A 22,753-nucleotide genomic window follows, 5' to 3' on the forward strand; every position below is an offset into this window, starting at 1 on the left:
TTTTTTACATGCACAGCTTACAAAACGATCTTTACGGTCAAATCATAGTTCCTTGCAAAAGGATAGGAAGTTCCCCGCTCCTGCAGAATGGTTGACCAGGTGGCCAGGTTATTGGATGATAACTGAACCTTCATACGGGAGATCCCATAATTCAGCAGCTTTTTAGAAACCAGGTCATAAGCGATGCTGAGTGAATTGAACCTCACAAAATTGTTATCCTGGATGAACCTTGAACTGGGCCTGGTGGTGAAGCTCCGGCTGGCAATGTCTTTCAGGGGAGTGATATCGCCCGGTTTGACCCATCTTTGCAGCAGGATCCTTTTATCGCCATTCTTATTGTAGATGTCTACGTTCTCTACTTTTGTTACGAGGGTCTTGTTGTATTCCTGCGCACCATATTGATACAGGAAAGATGCAAAAAGCGAAAACGCTTTGTAGCCGATATTGAACCCGAATGAACCCTGGCCCTTTGGAGAATAATCACCAATGATCGTTTGATCGGAAGCTAACCAATCGTAGGTGATAGTGCCATCAGGACGAACATACACTTCCTTTCCGTTCATCGGGTTGATACCCATGGAGCGCATACCGAAAATGGAAGTCAGTGATCCGCCCTCTACATATTTGGTATAAGGTGTAGAAAATTTCTCCAGGTAATGAGGACTGGAAGGCGCTGTGCCTGTATAGCCATCATACTGGGTATTTACGAGGTCATTGTATTTCTTCAGGGAGTTGGATAATTCCAGTAATTCGTTCTTGTTGCTGGCAAAGTTGCCGTATACTGAAAACTGAAAATCTTTCTCACGAATGATATTCGCTCTCACAAATACTTCGAAACCCTTGTTACGGACTTTACCGATATTGTCTTTGTAACTGGTATACCCGGAGGAAAGCGGAAGGTCCACATCGTTGACGAGGTTATTGGTGATCTTATTGTAGAGATCGATGTTTACAGACAGCAGGTCTTTAAAGATCCCGAAATCAAGTATCAGATCGTAAGTGGTTGTTTTTTCCCAGGTCAGTGCGGGAGATTCCATGCCCATAAGGAAAGCGCCGTTACCGGTTGCATACCATTTGTCCTGGTAAGCAAACAATCCTTTTGCCGCGTAAGGAGGAAAATTTGTCTTACCCAGCTCACCCGTTGTTCCTGTCAATCTCAGCCTGTTGAAAATACCAAGGTCTTTCACCCATTTGTATTTGTGGAAATTGATACCGGTACCTACCGACCAGAAGGGTGCAAACCGGTTATCGGAGCCGAATTCAGAGGAACCGTCCAGGCGGCCTGAAACATCCAGCAGGTAAATATCCTGGAACGCATAGTTCATGGTCACAAAACTTCCGAACAAACGGGTATGGTTATCCGAGTAAGCGGGTTTACGTACGATCTTGTTGGCGAAATTGGGAGAGTTCTGCGAACCGGAAGGGAATCCGGTGTAGTACTCAGCCGACATGGTCACATTTGTTTCGCGGGCATTCATTCCGCCGGAGAAATTGAAACTATGCCCGGCAAAACGGTTTTCATATCGCAGGAACAAATTGGTATTATACCCTTTGTTCACTGTTTTGGTACGGGTCAGTTCCCCGATATTGCTGAGATCTGTACTGGTCAGGAGATTGTATTTGCTGGATGCGGGATCAATAAAAACATCCGTCCAGGAATCCTGCCTGGTGAGCGCCAGGTCTGCCCTTAACTGGAATTTTGGCAGGAAGTTCCAGATAATGGCTGTGTTATTGACTAAACTGTAATAGCCGTTCTTATCAAAACTATTGGTATTGTAGGGCTCATACATTGGATTGAAGCGGTTGGAGATCAAACCGTCTCCGACATGCCAGAGCATAGTATTCTTTACCGGTCGTCCATCCGGGCCGTAGATCTCATCATAAGGCGCTTTGGTGGCATAGGTACTGAAATCGCCATAAGGAGAAGCCACTGCATCCACCACATCATAGGTGATATCGTTGCGGACCTGGAATTTCTTTTGCCTGTAATCGATCCCCAATCCTCCTCCTTTTCTTTCACGGAAAGAGGATTTCATCACACCTTTCTGTTTATCGTATTTCACCAGGAAATTGAAGCGAAGGTTATCTGAGCCCCCGTCGATATTGAGCGTGTGTTTGTGATTGAATACATTTTCCACCGGTTGTGCGATCCAGTCTGTATTCACACCCCTCGCGATCTGGTTTTGCTTCATCAGCAATTCTTTCAGGAGCGCTCCTTTATTCACGGGTGTCATGCCGGGGGGTACATTGTAATAGCCCGCCAGGATCTCTGCCTGCAGTTTTTCTTCTGCATTCATTAAGTTATAGTCGGAAAGATCGGGTAAGGTCAAAGAGCCTACCATGGTATAATCCAATCTCAGCTTGCCTGGCACTGGCGCGATTGTTTCGATCACCACTACGCCGTTGGCGGAGCGTGAACCGTACACAGCCGTTGCAGCAGCATCTTTCAGGATGGTGATATTTTTGATCCTGTTGATATCAAAGTCGTAAACTCTTTCCGCAGACACTTCATAACCATCCATGATAAAGATGGGCAGATTGGGGTTGTTGGTGAGTGCGGCCTGCGAAACATCAACCTGGTCAAGCGTTTTAACGCCAATGCCTGATCGCCCCCTGATATAGAATTCGGGAAGCGTGTTGGGATCGCTCCCCATCACATTATTGACTTCGATGCGGAAAGAAGGATCGAAAACCTGCAGCACATCCACCAGGTTGCGGTTGCTCACTTTCAGAATATCTTTTTGTGTTACCTGGATGGAATTGCCGGTAAAGCTTTCTTTTTTCATGCGGCTATAGCCAGTTACCACTTCATCAAGTATTTTTTCCGCCATCTCTAATTTGATGAGAACCGATGTGGCGTTGGCAGCCACTTTGTGTGTTGCTTTTTCAAAACCCACAAAAGACACTTCGAGTACATCGCCTGGATTCACCTGCAGGCTGAGCTCTCCGGCGGGGCCGGTAACTTTGGAAACACCGCTGTTCTTATTGGTAACCGTGGCGCCGGTCAGTGGACTCCCATCTGCGCCAACCACTTTTATTCTGATTTGGATGGGAGGGATCAAAAGTGATGGGTTGGAACCCGGTGCAGGAAGTAGTCCTCCCGTATTGTTATTCCCGCCAGGCATGGTTTGCCGGGTAATGAATACAGTTCTGTCTGCAATCCTGTAGACCAGCGGTTGACCTCTTAATAATTTCTCCAGAAAATCTTCCAGGGGAAGGTCCTTTGCTTTTATGGAAACAGGTTTAGTGTTGGTGAGTAAGCCTTCCTTGTAGAGAAAAACAAATCCTGTTTGTTTCTCTATTTCCGTAAACACTTTTTCCAGGGAAGTGCCGGAGGCGGAATACGTGATTTTCTGGGCCAGGCCATTGGCGCTCACGTTGAGGAGCGCAGCAGTTAGTAAAAGTACAGTCAGCTTCATTGCTAATAGCATTTGAACAATCCCCCGCTGCCTCAACCAGGCGAATGGGGAACAATAAGCAGTTTTTCGCATACATTTGCATTGTTTGGGTTATGAAAGCAGTCTTCCCGACTATATTTATCAGCCTGAACATTTGTACCGTTCCGATGGCCGTCGGAACGGTTTTTTTTCAGGCCTGCCTTAAATGTTTTATTGAACTATTAAAATGCGATCCTCAAATTTTAGTCTCAAATCATTATCTGATAAAAATGTGATGACGTCCGACAGCGCTACGCCCCTGCTCATTTTTCCATGGAACTTAATGGCAGGAATGGCTCCATCATAGCGGACTTCAATATCATACCAGCGTTCCAACTGACGCATGATCTCAGAAAGCGGCATGTCCTCGAAATTGAAATGTCCATTTTTCCAGGCCAGGATCTGATCGATATCTACTTTGGAAGCAATGGTGATAGCATTCCCGATCCTCGCCTGCTGGCCGGGTTGAAGGATATCCGACTGATCACCTTTTTTCACTCTCACCTTTCCATCTATCAATGTTGTTTTACTACTACTTTCATTGTCGTAAGCATTTATATTGAAGCTAGTTCCCAACACTTCTATGGAAGACTTGTCTTCCACCTCCACGATAAAAGGTTGTATTGCATTTTTAGCCACTTCAAAATAAAGCTCTCCTGTAACGCTTACCACACGTTTATCCCCGGTAAAGCTGGCCGGATAAGTGATAGAGGACGCGGCATTCATCCACACTTTGGTGCCATCAGGCAAAGTCAGTTTGTATTGGCCGCCCCTGGGTGTTCGCAAAGTATTCGTCATTACTTTACCATCAGTAGCTCCGTTAAGATTGTAAACGATCGCTCCGTTGGATTGCTTTTCGATAGCAGCGGTACCTTGTTGGGCGATGATCCCATTAGTTGTGCTGTCCAGGATGATGGACGAGCCATCTGCGAGTGTGAGAATAGCTGTATTGGTGCCGGGTAAAATCTCTTTTGCGGAAACGGCATTGTGTATTTCAGTTGATCCCGTATTATTTTTGAACAGTAAGAAATATGATCCCGCTCCGAGGGTCAATACAATAACGACGGCCCATTTGAGCCAGCCGGCAGACTTGATAGAGATTAAGGATCTGCCCGTTTCTGCGTTGGGCTGATCCTCCTGGCCGGCTATTTTCATAATGGCTTCCCGGACCTGCAATAACCTGTCTTCCTGCATTGGCTGGCCGCTACTATATCCTTCCGCTATCGCTTGCCGGATCAGCAGCCTGCTTTCCGGCTCATTTGCTGCATTGGTCATGAACTCCATCAGCTCTTTCAGCTCGGCTTCTGTAGCCCCGTTCTGCATTGCCTTATTATACAATTCATCTATACGAGTCATAAGGGAAAATAAATGCTTTCTTATAGAGACAACATTCACTATCCGCTTTGGGGGAGCCGGCTACAAAATTTTTTTTGCTTCTACCAGGATCAGAATAAGGGGGATGGATTTATCTAATCGTGAAGTACAATAAGCGCGGATATTTCGCATGGCCTGTTCCAGGTGGGATTTGACAGTCTCGGAAGAAACGTTCATTTGCAGGGCTGCTTCTTCGCGTTTATAGCCTTGTTCCTTAATAAGACTATAGGCTTCACGCTGACGCGGAGAAAGTTGTTGAACGGCCTGGTACAGCAGATCAGTCAATGCATTCTCCTGCATTTCTTCCTGGTTTACTTCTTTGTAAAAGTCGGCTACCCAGCTTTTCACATCATTTTTCTTGCGGAGGGATTGCTTGATAACGTTCAGGGCCATGTTTTCGGCAACAGTATTCAGCCAGGCGTTGAAATTGTCGAGTGATGGTAAGCTGGCGCGCTTCATCCAAACTTTGAGGAATAGGTCCTGCACTACTTCTTCTGCCATCCATTGATCGCCGGTCAGGCGGAGTACAGCATGATAAACACCAACGTGCCTGTCCCGCATGAGCCGGGTAAATGCAGCTTCGTCACCAGATGCTATTTGCAATAGAAGCTCTCGTTCATTGTTAAGTAGCGCAAACAAGAAGGTACGTTGATTATGGTTTAGGTGTTCAAATGTAGGGTTTTTGATTTACAAAATGTGGTTAGAACTTATGCTGTCCCGTTTGTAATACCGGCCGGAATGAAATAAAAAAGATGGAAATGAAAAGTCCTTCAGGTTATAAGTGCCCGTGGGACCCGGATTGTCAAAAGGATACAAAAACTGTATTTTGAATTCCCGTGAATTGGTTAACTTCAATTCAACCATTAACCAAACCTCCTGATATGAAAGCATACTTCTTTCTGCCAATGTTGCTATGTGCATTATTATCCCAGGGACAAACAACTCCAGATTGCAAGCAGATTAAAGCAGAGCTCGATAAAGTAAAAGCCGAGAATGAATACTTGAAGAACTCCCTGAAAATCGGCAAGCCCGTCAACTCGATCACTTCAGACAAGATCGAATTCAAACTATTGAAAGCCGAAGGGAATTCAAAATCGCAAACAATCACTTTCAGTTTTGTACTTACCACCAGCGCCGCCAATTGGTATATCAATTCAAGCGTGAAGTCCATCATCGATATCGATGGTAACGAGTATAAGCTGAAGTCCTTTACCAATGGAGCTTCTGATTGGGACAGAAGCATTGACCTGATCACTGATGTTCCGATCAAAACCACTTACACATTTGCAGGAGTTCTACCTGCTGTTAAAATGATCAAACTATTTAAATATGATTACTCGCATGAGTGGGGCGAACCCCATGCTGTAGAATTCAGGGATATTCCGATAGATTGGAAATAATCACCATCATTTCTTAAGGTAGTGGATAAATATTTAATAAAGGGTGCAGTAAACGATTGTTTCTTGCGCCCTTTATCTTTTTGACATAATTTTCTTAATTTGGGTTACAAAACCATTCCTAATTGCTACAGGACCCTTTCCATGCTGTCACAGGAGAAAAACATGCCGATAACACCACCCATACATTCGAGTGTTTATACCGGCAGCATGAACATGCCCTGTTCCTTCTCGCACTAAGGGCCACCAAATCTCCCGAACAAGCCAGGGACATCATCCAAGAGGTTTTCCTAAAACTCTGGGAAAAACGTGAACACCTCCATCAAATAAACGATATCGAAGCATGGCTCTACCGCATCACCGGTAACAAACTGATCGATCATCTCCGCAAAGCAGCTGCTGATCAAAGACTGAAGTCTGCCCTCTGGAACAAAACACAATCTGCCACCAGTGAACCCGACCAAATCCTCGAAGCACGGGAATGCAACCAGCAGATTCACGCAGCCATCAATAAACTGGCTCCCCAACGCCAGCTCATCTATCGCCTCAGCCGCGAAGCTGGAATGAACTACCAGGCAATAGCCGACACCCTCTCCATTTCAACACATACAGTAAAAAATCAAATTTCTTTCGCACTCCGCTCTATTCAACGCTTTATTGGTCTCTAAAAAAACTTTCTCACCTCTTAGGAACATTACTTCCCTGCTTCGTCTTTAAAGAAGGCGCATTCCTGTTCAAGCTGAATAGCGCTACTCATTCAACTAACGATACATGGAAGAAAGGATTCAATACCTGCTTCGAAAATACCTCGCTAACACCTGCACCAAACAGGAGTTTGACGAGCTGTTTGCCTGCCTGGAAAATCTCGAAGATAATTCTCCCCTCAAAGAATCACTGCAACAGGTGATCATGGAGCCGCCGGTCAGACTGGCCGCAAAAAAACGCAAACCCTGGATGATACCCGTGGCGGCAAGCATACTGGTTATGGCAACAGCCCTGACCTGGTTCTATTTTTCCCCGGAAGAAAGAACGCCACAGCCCACCATTGCAACCAAAACTTCAGTGGTAAAAAAATCTACTGAACGCTCCGAATTCAAATACCTTCTGCTGCCAGACAGTACGCAGGTTTGGCTGAATGTTGCCAGCACGCTCGAATACTCCGAAAATTTCAATGTACACAAACGGGAAGTGGTCCTGAAAGGAGAAGCATATTTCGATGTGAAGGAAAACAGCAAAAAACCTTTCATCATTTATTCAGGCAAGGTAAGCACTGTTGTGCTGGGCACAGCTTTCAATATCAAAGCCTACCCCGGCCTGGAGAAGATCACGGTAATGGTGAAAAAAGGAAAAGTGAAAGTGAGTTACAATAATAAAGATGTGGCCCTGCTGACCCAGGGTCAACAGGTGAGCATCAGCAATTCCAACCGTACCGTGAACGAAAAACAATTGAAAGATGAAGAGACCAATACCTGGCACGACGGCATCCTGAGCTATGACGATTATGCACTGAAGGATATCCTGGCTGACCTCGAAAGGATCTACAATGTAACCATTAAGATGGAAGCCGCTCCCCAGCAGCGTTTCAGGGTCTCTACCGCTTTCAAACGGGAACAGGGTGTGGAAACCGCCCTCGAGATCCTTTGCAAACTGACGGATACCAAATTCAAATTGGTCAATGGCGTTTATACAATACAATAAAACACCCACATAAAATTGAATAAGAATATGTCGCCACCAAAACAGTAAAAAAATGGACCGAACCAGCTGCAACCTGGAACGGCCCTTCGTTTAGTAAATCCTGTTTAAGAATTTTAAACAACCAAAGCTATGAATTTGCATCAAAAGGTGCCTGGAATTTTATTGCCCGGCATCGCCAAAAGCTGCTTCCCTTCCCACCTGCTGAAGGGAGTAAAACTGAAATGGTTACTTATGAGAATGATGATCCTGGCCTGTTTACTTACCCTTAACGGACTGCTGATGGCGGGAACATCTTCCGGACAGGACCTCAGCAAAATGAAGATGTCTATCAACCTGAAAGACGCTTCACTGAAAACCGCCCTCAGGAAGATCGAAGTCGCCACCAAATTGTTTTTCACCTACAAGACCAGCGATATCGCTGCTTTTGAGAACATCACTTACGCTGCCGAAAATATCAGCATAGACAAATTGCTGGGCGTATTACTGAATAACACCGGACTTCAGTACGAAATGGTGAAAGCCAATATCATCATCAAGAAAGAGCGTATTGCCGCTGCCGCCAATAACGAAGCCGGTTCCCGCGCAGATGGCGGCATCAAAGGAAAGGTCACCGGCTCTACCGGCGAACCTTTACCCAATGCTTCGATCGTTCTGCTGGGCACCAGTATCGGTACAGCTGCCGATGCCATGGGCCAGTTTTCGCTCTCCGGCGTCAAACCCGGCAATTACCGCTTGCAGGTTTCCGCTATCGGCTTCAGCACTGAAGTGCGCAATATTGTAGTGAAGGACGGTGAAGTGCTCAATCTCAATATTCAATTATCTGAAGATAAATCAAACCTCACGGAAGTGATGGTAACGGCCCTCGGTATCCGCAAAGAGAAAAGAGCATTAGGCTACTCCGCACAGGAAGTGAAAGGCGATGCACTGGCAGCAAGTCACCAGACCAATATCGTGAACGCATTGCAGGGGCAGGCGGCGGGCCTGCAGATCAATTCTGGCGGTGGCGCACCCGGACAGGGAGCCAAGATCATTCTCCGCGGCATCAACTCCATGGACCCTAACCGCGATTTCCAACCACTCTTTGTGATAGATGGAATCCCTATCGACAATACCACAGATGTGTCTGACGGCAGCAGCCTGAAGGGAATGAGTAACCGCGCCGCAGATATCAATCCCGATGATATCGAAACCATCAATATCCTGAAAGGCGGCGCTGCCACAGCATTGTATGGCCTTCGCGCATCTACCGGCGCCATCATCATCACCACAAAATCCGGGAAGTCGGGCAAACTGAGGGCCAGCCTCACCAGCACTATCGGATTTGACAAGATCAACAAGTACCCCGAAACACAAAAAACATACACACAGGGATGGATGAACGAATATGATCCCAACAGCTTCTGGTCTGCCTACGGCCCCACTGTAGCTGAAGCCAAAGCAGAAGATCCAACGCATCCGGATAATCTCTTCAATAACTATGAACACGGATACAAGAACGGTCACTCTTACAGGACCAGTTTGAATATCTCCGGAGGAACAGATAAAGCCATCTTCACCGGCGCTTTCTCCCAGTTCAACCAGGATGGCATCATGCCCTTCACAGATTACAAGAACTATTCTGCCAGGATCGGAGGCGAATTCAGGTTCTCCGAAAAATTCCGCTTCGGAAGCTCACTCAATTATATCAAATCCGGAGGCCGCCGCGGGGATGCCGACCGGTACAATGAAAGCCTTACCTACTTTTCACCAAGATGGGATATCTGGGATTATAAAAAACCAGATGGCACACAAAAGACCATCGTAGGCGCTGATATAGACAATCCCATCTACCAGCTCTACGGTAAGAAATATATCGATGATGTGGACCGCATCATCAGCAACAGCAATATGTTGTTCGCTCCTTTCAAATGGCTCGATATCAGTTATCGTTTGGGTATCGACATGTACAATGATTCACGCAGGCAAACTACGCCCGGGCCTTTGGGTGTGCCTGATGAAATCTATCCCGCAGGAGATTTCTACTACGGTCGCGTAATGGAATACAATATCAAAAATTTTGTAGTCAACTCCACCGTGATGCTGAACTTCAAGAACGATATCGGCAAACACCTGAAATCTTCGTTCAAGGTTGGCCACGATCTTTACAACAGCACACGCTCCTCCGTATACACACAAGGCGATACACTGGAAGTGCCCGACTTCTTCTATCTCGATAATACAAAGAAGAGGGTGACCAAGAATTACCAGAAAGATTATCGCATCATCGGCGTATTCGGCGACTGGACGCTCAGCTGGGATAATTTCCTCTTCGTCACTTTTACAGGAAGGAACGACTGGACCTCCACCCTGTCTAAAGAGAACCGCTCTTTCTTCTATCCTTCAGCCAGCGCCAGCTGGGTATTCTCAGAAAATATCCAACTGCCTGACTGGGCCAGCTTCGGCAAGCTCCGCGTGTCTGTAGCCAAGATCGGTAAAGACGCCCTTCCCTATGCAACTTCAACCGGCTTCAATATCAACGAGCCGCTTTCTAATGGAGTGCTTCCTTTTGTGCTGTCGAACCAGACAGGAGATGAAAAGTTGCGTCCCGAATTCACCACTTCTTACGAAGCTGGTCTTGAACTACGACTGCTCCGCAACCGCATCGGCATAGACTTTACTTATTACAACAATACCAGTAAAGACCTGATCATTCCCGTGAAAGTACCCGTACCAAGTGGTTACGATCAGATCTATCTGAACTCCGGCAGCATCCGTAACCAGGGCATCGAACTCAGTGTTACCGCCACACCGGTGCAAACAACGGATTTCAGCTGGGACATGCGCATCAACTATACCCGTAACAGGAACAAAGTTCTGAGCATCTATCCCGGGCTCACAGAGATCCCGCTTGCAAACCATTATGGTTATCTCAGCGCCACCGTTACACAGAAATACGTTCCCGGTTACCCAGTGGGCGCCCTCTTCGGAAGGACCTACAAACGTTATTTCGCCGATGGAAAAGAAGACGAAGCGAACCTCGATAAAAGCCGTCCTATCGTGATCGGCGCAAATGGATTCCCTGTTTTGAACCCTGCTTCCAAACAGCAGTATATCGCCAACTCACAACCGAAATGGATCGGCAGCTTCGGTAGCACACTCCGTTACAAGAATTTCAGCCTTGGTTTCCTCTTCGATGCACAGCAGGGTGTGTACCGTTACAATCAGCTCGCGAACTTCATGGCTTCTTTCGCATTGCATAAAGGTTCTGAAAACCGCAATGACATCATCGTATTCGATGGCGTGCTGGCGGATGGAAGCCCCAATACAAAACCTGTTTGGTTAGGTCAGGGTGTAGGCCCGGATGGCGTGAACTATGGTAATGGCTACTATCGTAATGTATATCGCGGCGCTTCCGAAACCTTTATCGAAGATGCGTCCTGGATCCGTTTGAGAAGCCTCAATCTTTCATACGCAATCCCCTCCGCGCTGATTCAACGTACAGGCTTCCTCAACGGCGCCACGGTGAGCATTTCCGGAAACAATCTCTGGCTGGATACAAAGTACAGCGGCTATGATCCGGAATCCAGTTCCACCGCTTCAGGCAGCGTGGTCGACGGCTTTGCCGGTTTCACCTACCCTGCTGTACGCAGCTTCCTCGTTTCATTAAACCTTAACTTCTAAAACCAGTACAATGAAAAGAATCTCCTCCATACTCGCAGCTGGGGTTTTAGCAGTAAGCATCGCAGGTTGCGACAAATACCTCGACAAGCTCGATAATCCCAACCTGGTAGTAGAGCCGCCGCTCAATGGCCTGCTTACCACCAGCACATATCAGACAGCCTATGACGCATTCCTGATGGGTGATATCACTTCCTATTACACTCAATACCTCGCCTCCAACAGCCGTGCAAGCGATGGTGATATCTATAACGAGGTGGACTACTCGAACACCTGGGAAAACTTCTACACTGCCATGATGAATATCCAGCAGATGATCAACAAGGCAGAAGCGAACAATGCATACAAGCACCTGGGCGTAGGTAAGATCCTCATGGCTTATAACCTCAATATGCTCATCAACAGCTTTGGCGATGTTCCTTTTTCCGAAGCACTGAAAGGACTGGATCTGCTGATCCCAACATTCGACAAACAGGCCGATCTGCACCAGACCTGCTTCACACTGCTGAACGATGGCATCGCAGAACTGAACAAAACGGATGTGTCTATGGACCTCAATTCCAGCAACGACCTCATCCATAAAGGCGATGTTCAGGCATGGATCAAAACAGCCTACGCACTTAAAGCCAGGTTCCTTACCCAGTTCACCAAAACGCCCGACTATGATCCCGCTGAAGTACTGAGCACCCTCACCAATGCATACGGGTCTAACGCCGATGATGCAGCGCTTACCGTATTCGATGGCAGAAGCCCCTGGAATGCCGTATCGTACAATAACACCCAACTCAACCTCGATGGCTGGCTGAGTACACAATTTGTGGATGCATTGAACGGAACTACTTTCGGAGTGGAAGACCCACGCCTGCCGCTGATTGCCAGTATCACCAAATTCGGCGACTATCGTGGCACCCCCAACGGCGCAGGACGGATCGGGACCGGTACGGATGATGAAGAATCCTATCTCTGGATCAATGGCTATTATTCGAAAGGCAATGCGCCGCTCTGGCTGGTCACTTACGCAGAAATGAAATTCATTGAAGCAGAAGCCGCCTTCAGGAGCAATGATCCTGAAACTGCCTATGATGCTTACCTGGACGGCATCAGGCTCCACATGGAAAAAGTTGGCGTTGACCCGGCAGCCAGGAATGCCTACCTGGGCAATCCCGCTGTATCGGTTGGCAAAGACAATCTTACACTCGACCTGATCTTCAAGGAAAAATATGTTGTGATGTTCCTCAACCCAGAAGCATGGGTGGACGCACGCAGGTTCGATTACAAATACAAAGATTTCACGCTGCCGCAAAATGCAGCCATGAACAGTTTCATCCGCCGGCTGGCTTATCCTACAGTGGAAACGAGCCGGAACGGAAAGAATGTTCCTCCTGTTTCCGGACTTGATGAAAGGCTTATCTGGGATAATTAAAATTGCAGGGGTGACTAGAAATGACAGAGAGCTGGCAGTCGCTCGCCTCCCGGCGAGTGACTTGTATTTAGTCGCCTCCGGCGACGCAGTGTTCGCCGGAGGCGAACAATTAGAAGTCACTCGCCGGGGGGCGAGCGACTGGGCTCCCTGGTACAGGAAGAAGCGACCTTTCCAGTCACCCCTTCCATCTTACAAACGACATCACATGAAAAAGCTGCTCGTCAGCATTGCTGCTGTTTACTCATTTACATCCGTCTGCGCACAATCCTTTACCCTTGAATCCATCACCCGCTATCCTTTCATCAGTGAGCTCACTGCCGCTGCCAAAGGATCGCGCATAGCCTTTGCCGTTAATAAGGAAGGACTACGCAATATTTATGTGGCCGAAGGACCACAATTCATGCCACGCAAACTGACAGCTTACGATAAGGATGAAGGTCAGGAGTTATCCGGTGTAACCTTAACACCCGATGGCAGCAGGGTGATATTTGTAAGGGGGGCCGACCATGGCGCGTTTGACGAGACCATTCCACGCAATCCTTCCTCATCGGTCCAGGCGCCTGCTATTCGTTTGTACTCGATTCCCTTTTCCGGTGGCAATCCAAAATTATTGAGTGAAGGAGATGAAGCCGTTGTTTCACCCGATGGTAAACAAGTTGCATTCATTAAAGCGCACCAGGCATGGATGGTTCCTGTTGACGGATCGAAGCCTGCGCAACCACTCTTTTATGATAAGGGGCGAACAAGCGGGCTGCAATGGTCGCCCGATGGCGCTAGAATCGCATTCGTCTCTTCACGCGGGGATCATTCCTTCATTGGTATCTTTCAGAATAAGAATGCACCGCTCCAATGGATCGCTCCTACTTTTGCGCGCGACGCATCTCCACGCTGGTCGCCGGATGGAAAAAAACTCGTATTCGTCCGCCGGCCCGCATCAGGCGGCGCTCCTGATTCGCTTACTGTTGAACGTTATCAGCCCTGGTCTGTGCAGGTGGCAGATATCACAACGGGTAAGACCACTCAGATCTGGAAGTCGCCCGGAACACCAGCTGGTTCCGTACCGGCTAGCCATGGCCGTTATAACCTGCACTGGGCCGCAGGCAATCGAATTGTTTTTCTATCAACCCATGATGGCTGGCCACATCTCTATTCCATGCCAGCCGAAGGCGGAGAGGCCATTTTGCTCACACCCGGCAATTTCATTGTTGAACATATCAAGTTGAGCGCAGATGGGCAATGGCTCACAGGTAGCGCCAATACAGGCCCCGATACCGCCGACTACGATCGTCGCCATATCATCCGCGTTCCTGTGAACAAACCGGAAATGGAACTGATCACAACGGGTGATGGCATCGAAACATTTCCGTTGATCACAGGAAACGGTAAACAACTGGTGTACCTCAGCGCTACTGCACAACGCCCTACCCTGCCGGCAGTAATATCTTTTGCGGAAGGCAAACAAAAACTCCTGGGCGAAAACCTTATTCCCGGAGGATTTCCGGCGAATCAACTGGTAACGCCCAAACCAGTCCGCTTCAAAGCGGCGGATGGGAAAACTGTATTTGGACAAATCTTTTTACCTGATAAAATATCCGGCAAAACAGCCGCTGTACTATTCGTTCACGGTGGGCCCGAAAGACAGATGTTGCTCGGCTGGCATTACGGCGACTACTATGCGAATACTTATGCATTGAATCAATACCTCGTTAGTCGTGGTTTCATTGTTCTCTCAGTGAACTACCGCCTTGGGATTGGATATGGATACGAATTTCAGCATCCTGCCCGCTCCTGGATCTATGGCGCTTCCGAATACCAGGATATCAAAGCAGCCGGTGAATGGCTTGCCGCACATCCAATGGTGGATGCCTCCAGGATCGGCGTATACGGAGGCTCTTACGGCGGATTCCTCACAGCGCTGGCTCTCGGTAGGGATTCAAAATTGTTTGCTGCAGGTGTGGACATTCATGGTGAACATAATCTCACAGTGTTCGGTCCGGATATCACAAAGCCTGAACAGGCGCCTGATGTAAGTCTTGCAAAAGCATTGATCTGGCAATCCTCTCCCATTGCCTGGCTCGATAACTGGACTTCTCCCGTGCTGCTCATCCATGGCGACGACGATGGCAATGTGGAATTCCATCAAAGCACCGACCTTGTCCGCCGTTTCGAGAAAAAAGGTTTCCCATTTGAAAGCCTGGTAATTCCCGACGAAACACATCACTGGATGAAATATTCAAACCAGTTAAGAGTAGATGCCGCCATAGCGGAATTCCTGGAAAGAAAATTATTGAAGCCCTAAACTGATCTGTAATGCATTATTCTAAATACCTGTTGATGGTTTTATCGTTTTCGCTGCTGATGATATCAGCAGCCGCCAGGCAGCAGGAACAAGCACCTCCCGGCCTGGATGCCTATATTGAAAAAGTGCTGAGAACATTTGAAGTGCCGGGTATGGCCGTGGGTATCGTTCATAACGGCAAGACCATTCTCGCCAAAGGATACGGCATCAAAAAGCTGGGCGCCAAAGATCCCGTGGATGCTCATACTTTGTTCTGTATCGCTTCCAACTCAAAGGCATTCACTGCTACTTCGCTGGCCCTGCTGGAAGAGGAAGGAAAATTGAAATGGGATGATCCGGTGATCGATCATCTTCCCTGGTTCCGGATGTCAGATCCATATGTGACCAGCCACCTGACCGTGCGCGACCTGCTGGTGCATCACAGCGGCCTGTCTGCTTATGCAGGCGATATGCTGCTGTTCCCGCCTTCAACTTTCAGCAGGAAAGAGATCGTTGAGAAAATACAACTACTGCCACTGAAACACGATTTCCGGACTACCTATGCATACGACAATATCCTGTACCTGGCGGCAGGAGAACTGATTGCCGCCGTATCTGGCATGTCATGGGAAGAATTCGTGAAAGTGCGTATTCTCGATAAAGTGGGAATGAAAGAAACCCTTTCCAGGTTCTCCCTGATGAAAGCAAGCGCCAATGTATCGGCTTCGCATAGCCGAAATAATAATGAGATAAAAATAGTGGAAGGATTCTTTGAGCAGGGCATCGGTGATGCAGCCAACCCTGCCGGCGGGATCGCTTCCAATGCAAATGATATGTGCCGGTGGATGATCACACAGCTGGACTCAGGCCGTACACCAGAAAAAACAGTGCTGTTCAAGCCTTCCACTACCCAGCAATTATGGACAATCGTAAGGCCCATGCCAATTACAAAGAATATCCCTGAGATGAAACCCGCACAGATGAACTTCTATGGCTATGCGCTTGGATTCCGCAGCTACAATTATGGTAAATACAAAATAGTGGGTCATGGCGGTGCGCTGGATGGTTTTGTGTCTCAGCTGGCCATGGCGCCTGATCTTGGTGTTGGCATTGTGGTGCTCACCAACCAGGAATCCTCCGGCGCCTATTGGTCTGTGATCTACCATATCCTCGACCATTACATGAAGAACCCTGCGCATGACTGGACATCCGCTTACCGCAAACAACTCGACAGCAGTATCGCCCGTCAACAACGCAAACTGCAGGAGAACACCATCCCACCTGTTACCGGGGCAACATCACTTGTGCCGGTAAAAAATTACGCAGGCAAATACAAAGACCCTTACTATGGAGAGGTGACCATTTCAGAAAACGGAGGGAGCCTCAAAATGGTATTCGATCAGTTGCCCCAGCTGGTGGCCGATCTGCAATACTTCCAATACAATACTTTTATTGCACGCTTCAGAAATACCGACCTGAAAGGAGACGCCTACATCAATTTTTCCGTTTCCGAAAAAGGAGCCGTCACCAGCATCACCATGAAAAGCATCAGACCCGATTCCAATCTTTATTTGGAAGACGTAAAACTGGTGCCTGCACTTCCTGGAATAAAATAAATATCCATCATCACGAAACTCATATACCATGCCGGGATTATTCACTTTATTGTTTTCTGCCATGCTTTTCAACAATGATACAACAGGGCTTCGTACAGCGCTCGATGCCGAGTTCGCCAACCATCCTGAAGGTTATTTTGCCATCGCATTCAAAGACCTTTCCACCGGTAAGACCTTCTTCATGAATGAGCATGCTTCCTTCCATGCAGCCAGCACCATGAAAACGCCTGTACTGATCGAAACCTTCCGGCAGGCTTCCAAAGGGAAGTTCAGGATCGAAGACAGTATTGAAATAAAGAATACTTTCTCCAGTATCGTGGATGGTAGTCCATATTCGCTCGACTCTACAGACGACAGCGAACATGATCTCTATACACATATCGGTCAAAAGTTGCCCGTTTCGGATGTGCTGCACCGTATGATCACCAAAAGCAGTAACCTGGCCACCAATATCATGATAGACCTGGTGGATGCCAAAAAAGTAATGGTCACCATGCGCAAGCTGGGCGCCAAAGATATGAGGGTATTGCGTGGCGTGGAAGATGATAAGGCTTTTGAAAAAGGCCTCAACAATACCACCACTGCGTATGATCTGATGCTGATCATGGAACATTTGGAAAAGGGAACTGCGGTGAACAGGAGAGCCAGCGAAGCGATGATCAAAATATTGATGGACCAGCATTTCAGGGATGTGATCCCTGCAAAGCTGCCGGCAGGTACAAAAGTGGCCAGCAAGAGCGGATCCATTACCGGTATCTGTCATGATTCCGGGATCGTATTCCTGCCAGACGGAAAAAAGTACGTGATAGTGCTCCTATCGAAAGGGATCAAAGACCACAAGGTAGCTACCAATACACTGGCCAATGCTTCCCGGATCATTTACGATCATTATTTCGGAAAAAGCAAATAGTATAAAAATGGATTTCTCGAATTATAAAAAAGGAACACAGGCCGTATGGGCAGGCGAAGATGATCTTTTCACAGAAGGTGCTGTTACTTCGCCCATCGTCAACAGTGTTGCATTCTCTTACAAAGACCTGGACCATTGGCATGATGTGGCTACCGGGAAAACAGCAGGTCATATTTACAGCCGCAATACAAATCCCACAGTTGCAGTGCTGGAAGCCAAGATACAGGTCATGGAAGGCGCTGAAGCAGCTATCGCTTTTTCAAGCGGTATGGGAGCCATCAGCAATACGCTGTTCAGTTTCCTCACACCCGGTAAACGGGTAGTATCGCTGAAAGACACCTATGGCGGCACCAGCAGGTTGTTCCTCGATTTCCTGCCAGCCTATAATGTGGAAGTGAAACTATGCAACACCACCGATCATGAGCAACTTGAAGCTGAGATCGCCAAAGGTTGCGATCTGGTCTACCTGGAAACGCCCACCAATCCTACCCTCAAAATTGTAGACATACAACGCTTATCCACAGCCGCAAAAAACGCGGGCGCTATCGTAGTGGTGGACAATACTTTTGCAACGCCCGTGAACCAGCATCCGTTACAACTAGGTGCAGACCTCGTAATACATAGCGCCACCAAATACCTCTGCGGCCATTCTGATGCAATGGGAGGATTGTTATGCGGCAAAAAAGAACTAGTGGAAAAAGTGTTCCGGTTCCGCGAGATCAATGGCGCCAGCCTGCAGGCCGACCCTGCCTATATGATCGCAAGGGGCATGAAAACCCTGGAACTGCGCATAGAACGGCAGAATGCATCCGCCATCAGAATCGCGAAATACCTGAAAGCACATCCCCGTGTAAAGGATGTATTCTATCCCGGCCTTGATACCCATAACGGACATGACATAGCGAAAAATCAAATGAGCGGCTTCGGCGGTATCCTGAGCTTTTCCCTCGACGGGGGCTATGAGCTCGTGAAAAAATTTTTGCCGGCATTGAGGTTCACACATCTCGCTGCCAGCCTCGGTTCCGTGAGTACATTGGCAGGGCCGCCACGTACTACCAGCCATGTAGAGCTGACGGAAGAACAAAGAAAACTGCTGGGCATTCCTGAAAGCCTTATCCGCTATTCCGTGGGCATTGAAAATGTGGAAGACCTGCTGCAGGACCTGGACACCGCCCTTGCATCATTATAAAAGCCATCACAGATCAAACAGTACATGATGAACAGCTACAAAAGAACTGCAATATCTATCGGGTTGAGCATTTGCTTATGCTCTCCTGCTTCGTTATACGCACAAAGCTCCGGCAATCCTGCTGCCCTGGCGCCTATGGAAAAAGCCATGTTGAAAGACAGGAACAATTTCTTCTTTATCGATCCCGCGCATTACCCTGAGGGCGATGCTTCATTGCCAATTGGCGTATTCGATTCAGGCACCGGCGGACTCACCATTCTGAATACCCTCATCAACTACGATGCGCACCACAACAACACGGGAAAGCAAGGTAAAGACGCTGTAGCCGATTTCGCAAAAGAGCAATTCATTTACCTGGCAGATCAGGCAAACATGCCCTACGGCAACTATTACAGTGAAAAGAAAAGCGATCTGCTGATAGAGCATGTATTGAAAGATGTACAATTCCTGATGTCCGATAAATACTATGCCAGCGCAGACAAAAAACAGTACAGCACAGACAAGAAGCGGGTAAAGACCATCGTGATCGCGTGCAATACCGCTACCGCTTATGCGAAATCTCACCTGGAAGATTTCATGCGCAGAACCGGCATCGGTCTGAAAATTATCGGCGTGATCGATGCAGGCGCCAAAGGCGCGCTTGAACAACTCGGCAAAAATGAAAATGCCACTGTAGCTGTTTTTGCAACAGTGGGCACAGTGGCATCAGGAGGTTATGAAAGAACGATACTGGCCCTGAAAGAGAAACTGGGCTACACAGGAAAACTGAACATTGTGAGCCAGGGAGGATACGGACTGGCGGAAGCCGTGGATGAAGAGCCGGATTTCATCAACCGTAAATCAACCAGACCGGCTGTCAGTTATCGCGGCCCCTCCCTCCAAAGCGCAGAGTACAAAATAGACAAGACCCTGCTGGATATTTACAATTTCAATTTCGATCAGAACCAAATGCTCTGCGATACGAAGAACAACGATGATTGCCAGATCATGCAACTGAACTCCACCGGCAATTATGTGCGCTATCACCTGGTATCTTTGATGGAGAAGCTTCGCAAATCGCCCGGCGCTCCGCCATTGAAAGCGCTGATCCTGGGTTGCACACATTATCCTTACCTGGTGAAGGAGATCCGGCAGACCCTGAAAGAGCTGTATGATTATAAAAAGAACGGTAACTATATCTATCGTCCTTTCATGGCCGCCGATATCAAGCTGATCGATCCGGCAGTGAATGTAGCCACCGAGCTCTATGATCACCTAGCGCAGCAAAAACTGTTGAACCCATCCGGAAGCCAGAAAGAGAGCGAATTCTATATCAGCGTCCCCAATAACGACAATGCTCATACGCGAACAGACGCGCAGGGCCGTTTCACCTATGAATACAAGTATGGAAGGAATGCTGGTGAAGTACAGGAATATGTGAAGATGGTGCCTTTCAGCGAAACGAATATCCCGGGAGCCACCTTCGAGCGATTCAGGGAGCTGATCCCAACTACTTATGAGCTGATTCAGACTTACCGCAATAAACAGGAAAAATGGAAAAAGGCTTTGCAGGTTATTGATAAGATCTACAAAGATTTTGCTAAGAAGAACGATTATCCCGGTCTGGTCTATGGTATCGTTCGTAACGGACAATTGATACATACCGGCAGCACAGGGCTCAGCAATATCGAAAAGCAATTACCTGCCGGTTCATCCTCCGCCTTCCGTATTGCATCCATGACCAAAAGCTTTGTGAGCGTGGCTATCCTGCAACTGCGCGATCAGGACAAACTAAAACTGGACGATCCCGCTTATCTGTACATCCCTGAACTGAAACACCAGCAATATGCATCGGATGATGCGCCTGTATTGACGGTGCGCCATCTCCTCACCCATGCAGCCGGTTTCCCGGAAGACAATCCCTGGGGCGACCGGCAACTCGAAATTTCCAATGAAGCCATGCTGGACATGGTGAAGAAAGGCATTTCCTTTTCCAATAGTCCGGGCGTGAAATACGAATACAGCAATCTCGGGTATGCATTGCTGGGCTATATCATTCAACAGGTATCAGGTTTGCCATATGAGGAATATATCAATAAAAATGTACTAACGCCGCTGGATATGCGCCATACCTATTGGGAATACAGCAAAGTACCGTCTAATGAACTGGCCCTGGGTTACCGCCGGCTCAACAATAACTGGGTGGAACAACCGATGTTGCACAGTGGCGCTTACGGCGCCATGGGGGGTATGATCACCACCATCGAAGATTTTGCGAAATACATGAGCTTCCAACTCTCCGGATGGCCCGCCAGGAGCGGCGCTGAACAGGGGCCCCTGAAAAGAAGCTCCATCCGCGAAATGCAGCAGCCCTGGAATTTCAATATGCTCAACCCGGGTTATAAGTATCCCGGCGAGACCAGCGCCTGTCCCATCGTTTCTGCATACGGATACGGTCTTCGCTGGGCACACGATTGCAAGGGCCGGGTGATGGTTGGTCATAGCGGAGGTCTTCCTGGCTTCGGCACCAACTGGACCATCCTGCCCGATTACGGTATTGGCGTAGTTTGCTTCGCTAATCTCACCTATGCTTCCGCTTCTTACCTCAACACAGTGATTATTGATACTTTATTGGACCTTACCGGCGCTTCGCCCATCCCCATTCCCGTAACGCCGATTCTGGAAAAAAGGAAAAATGAACTGGCTTCATTTCTTCCGGACTGGCAGCATGCAACTTCATCCGAAGCCTTTGCCGAAAATTTCTTCCTCGATTATTTCCCCGATTCACTGAGAAAGGAAGCCAGGGAAATCTTTGCAAAGGCAGGCGCCATCAAATCTGTCGGCCCCATGGTGCCGGAGAATAACCTGCGTGGATATTTTCGGATCAAAGGAGAAAAGGCATCTATCGAAGTAAGATTTACATTGACGCCAGAAACGCCGGCAAAGATCCAGGAATATGAGATCAGGTTGAAGCCCAATGCTCCGAATTAATACACCGGTAACCTCGCCCTGACAACCACCAAACAAAACGCTTCAAAAATATCGCTCAAATTCATCCAACGGGAATTTTTCCGGTGTTTCGTCGCATTGTCCATAATAACCTTATTTTTACCATCGTTACTATCAAACCTTCTCCTACCAGAATATCATATACTGATTTGGCTCAAACCATTGCTTCTATTGATTAGTGCAGCTTTTTATAATGATCCGCAGTTTCCCGAACGCTTCGCCAGGGGTGAAGAATCTGCATTCCGGCAGGTCTTCGATTCCCAGCTTAATCCCCTTTGTTTCTTTGCCCAAAAACTTACCGGCAACCGCATGGAGGCTGAAGACATAGTAAGTGCTGCTTTCTGTAAACTCTGGCAAAGACATAAGGATTTTACTTCTATGGCAGGGATCCGGTCCTTCCTCTACACCACCGTCCGGAACCAGTGCCTGGATTTCCTGAAACACCGGAAAGTAATAGAAGCGGCGCATCCTGCGTTACCGAAAACCCTTAACGATACCGGGATCGAAGCAAAAATGTACCAGAGTGAATTACTTCAATTGATCTACCTGGAGATACAATCTTTACCGGAACGGTCCAGGCAGATCCTTGAATGGAGTTTCCTGGAGGAACTGTCCACTGCTGAGATCTCAGCAAAAATGCAAATGACCGAAACGCATGTAAGGGTGGAAAAATCCCGTGCCCTGGTGCAGCTTCGTACCGCATTACGCAAAAAAGACCTATGGGACTCAACACTCCTATTTGCCTTACTCTGGCAGGCCCACTAAAAAATTTCTTCAAAAAATAAT

General features: G+C 47.8%; 14 protein-coding genes. 11 read left to right on the forward strand and 3 right to left on the reverse strand.

Going from position 1 to position 22,753, the window contains the following annotated elements; all coding sequences use genetic code 11:
• Positions 1-17: 17 nt before the first annotated feature.
• The 3 genes from D9Y29_RS05765 to D9Y29_RS05775 form a co-directional block, all read right to left on the reverse strand.
• Positions 18-3,419 carry a SusC/RagA family TonB-linked outer membrane protein gene (locus D9Y29_RS05765; RefSeq protein WP_164735275.1) on the reverse strand — a complete coding sequence of 1,134 codons (3,402 nt, stop codon included), beginning with the start codon at positions 3,417-3,419 and terminating at the stop codon, positions 18-20.
• A 189-nt stretch (positions 3,420-3,608) separates the two neighbouring features.
• The gene (locus D9Y29_RS05770; RefSeq protein WP_127125913.1) at positions 3,609-4,793 is read right to left on the reverse strand and encodes a FecR family protein; all 1,185 of its coding nucleotides are present in this window, start codon (positions 4,791-4,793) and stop codon (positions 3,609-3,611) included.
• A gap of 60 nt (positions 4,794-4,853) precedes the next feature.
• Positions 4,854-5,450 carry an RNA polymerase sigma factor gene (locus tag D9Y29_RS05775; RefSeq protein ID WP_127125915.1) on the reverse strand — a complete coding sequence of 199 codons (597 nt, stop codon included), beginning with the start codon at positions 5,448-5,450 and terminating at the stop codon, positions 4,854-4,856.
• A gap of 242 nt (positions 5,451-5,692) precedes the next feature.
• Here D9Y29_RS05775 and D9Y29_RS05780 point away from each other — a divergent pair, with 242 nt between their 5' ends.
• The 11 genes from D9Y29_RS05780 to D9Y29_RS05830 all read left to right on the forward strand — a co-directional run bounded on the left by D9Y29_RS05780 (position 5,693) and on the right by D9Y29_RS05830 (position 22,732).
• Complete coding sequence (locus tag D9Y29_RS05780) at positions 5,693-6,211, forward strand: hypothetical protein (protein ID WP_127125917.1); 519 nt, start codon at positions 5,693-5,695, stop codon at positions 6,209-6,211.
• 122 nt (positions 6,212-6,333) lie between these two features.
• The gene (locus tag D9Y29_RS05785) at positions 6,334-6,876 is read left to right on the forward strand and encodes an RNA polymerase sigma factor (RefSeq protein ID WP_127125919.1); all 543 of its coding nucleotides are present in this window, start codon (positions 6,334-6,336) and stop codon (positions 6,874-6,876) included.
• Between the two features lie 103 nt (positions 6,877-6,979).
• Positions 6,980-7,906: a FecR family protein gene (locus tag D9Y29_RS05790; protein ID WP_127125921.1), complete on the forward strand. Its 927-nt coding sequence runs from the start codon at positions 6,980-6,982 to the stop codon at positions 7,904-7,906.
• A gap of 129 nt (positions 7,907-8,035) precedes the next feature.
• Positions 8,036-11,566, forward strand: a complete 3,531-nt coding sequence (locus tag D9Y29_RS05795) for a SusC/RagA family TonB-linked outer membrane protein (RefSeq protein ID WP_206513718.1) — start codon at positions 8,036-8,038, stop codon at positions 11,564-11,566.
• A gap of 10 nt (positions 11,567-11,576) precedes the next feature.
• Complete coding sequence (locus D9Y29_RS05800; RefSeq protein ID WP_127125923.1) at positions 11,577-12,986, forward strand: SusD/RagB family nutrient-binding outer membrane lipoprotein; 1,410 nt, start codon at positions 11,577-11,579, stop codon at positions 12,984-12,986.
• 205 nt (positions 12,987-13,191) lie between these two features.
• A complete protein-coding gene (locus D9Y29_RS05805) occupies positions 13,192-15,285 on the forward strand; it encodes a S9 family peptidase (protein ID WP_127125925.1) in 2,094 nt (697 codons plus the stop codon).
• 11 nt (positions 15,286-15,296) lie between these two features.
• A complete protein-coding gene (locus D9Y29_RS05810) occupies positions 15,297-16,880 on the forward strand; it encodes a serine hydrolase (protein ID WP_127125927.1) in 1,584 nt (527 codons plus the stop codon).
• A 28-nt stretch (positions 16,881-16,908) separates the two neighbouring features.
• Positions 16,909-17,790 (forward strand): serine hydrolase, encoded by an 882-nt coding sequence (locus tag D9Y29_RS05815; protein ID WP_127125929.1) that lies wholly within the window; start codon positions 16,909-16,911, stop codon positions 17,788-17,790.
• Between the two features lie 7 nt (positions 17,791-17,797).
• Positions 17,798-18,979, forward strand: a complete 1,182-nt coding sequence (locus D9Y29_RS05820; protein WP_127125931.1) for a cystathionine gamma-synthase family protein — start codon at positions 17,798-17,800, stop codon at positions 18,977-18,979.
• Between the two features lie 24 nt (positions 18,980-19,003).
• Positions 19,004-21,949, forward strand: coding sequence for a serine hydrolase (locus D9Y29_RS26490; RefSeq protein ID WP_164735276.1), 2,946 nt, complete (start codon positions 19,004-19,006; stop codon positions 21,947-21,949).
• Positions 21,950-22,129: 180 nt separating this feature from the next.
• Positions 22,130-22,732, forward strand: coding sequence for an RNA polymerase sigma factor (locus D9Y29_RS05830; protein ID WP_164735277.1), 603 nt, complete (start codon positions 22,130-22,132; stop codon positions 22,730-22,732).
• Positions 22,733-22,753 lie beyond the last annotated feature (21 nt).

The organism is Pseudoflavitalea rhizosphaerae (genome assembly GCF_003991355.1).
In the GTDB taxonomy this organism is placed as follows: Bacteria; Bacteroidota; Bacteroidia; order Chitinophagales; family Chitinophagaceae; genus Pseudobacter; species Pseudobacter rhizosphaerae.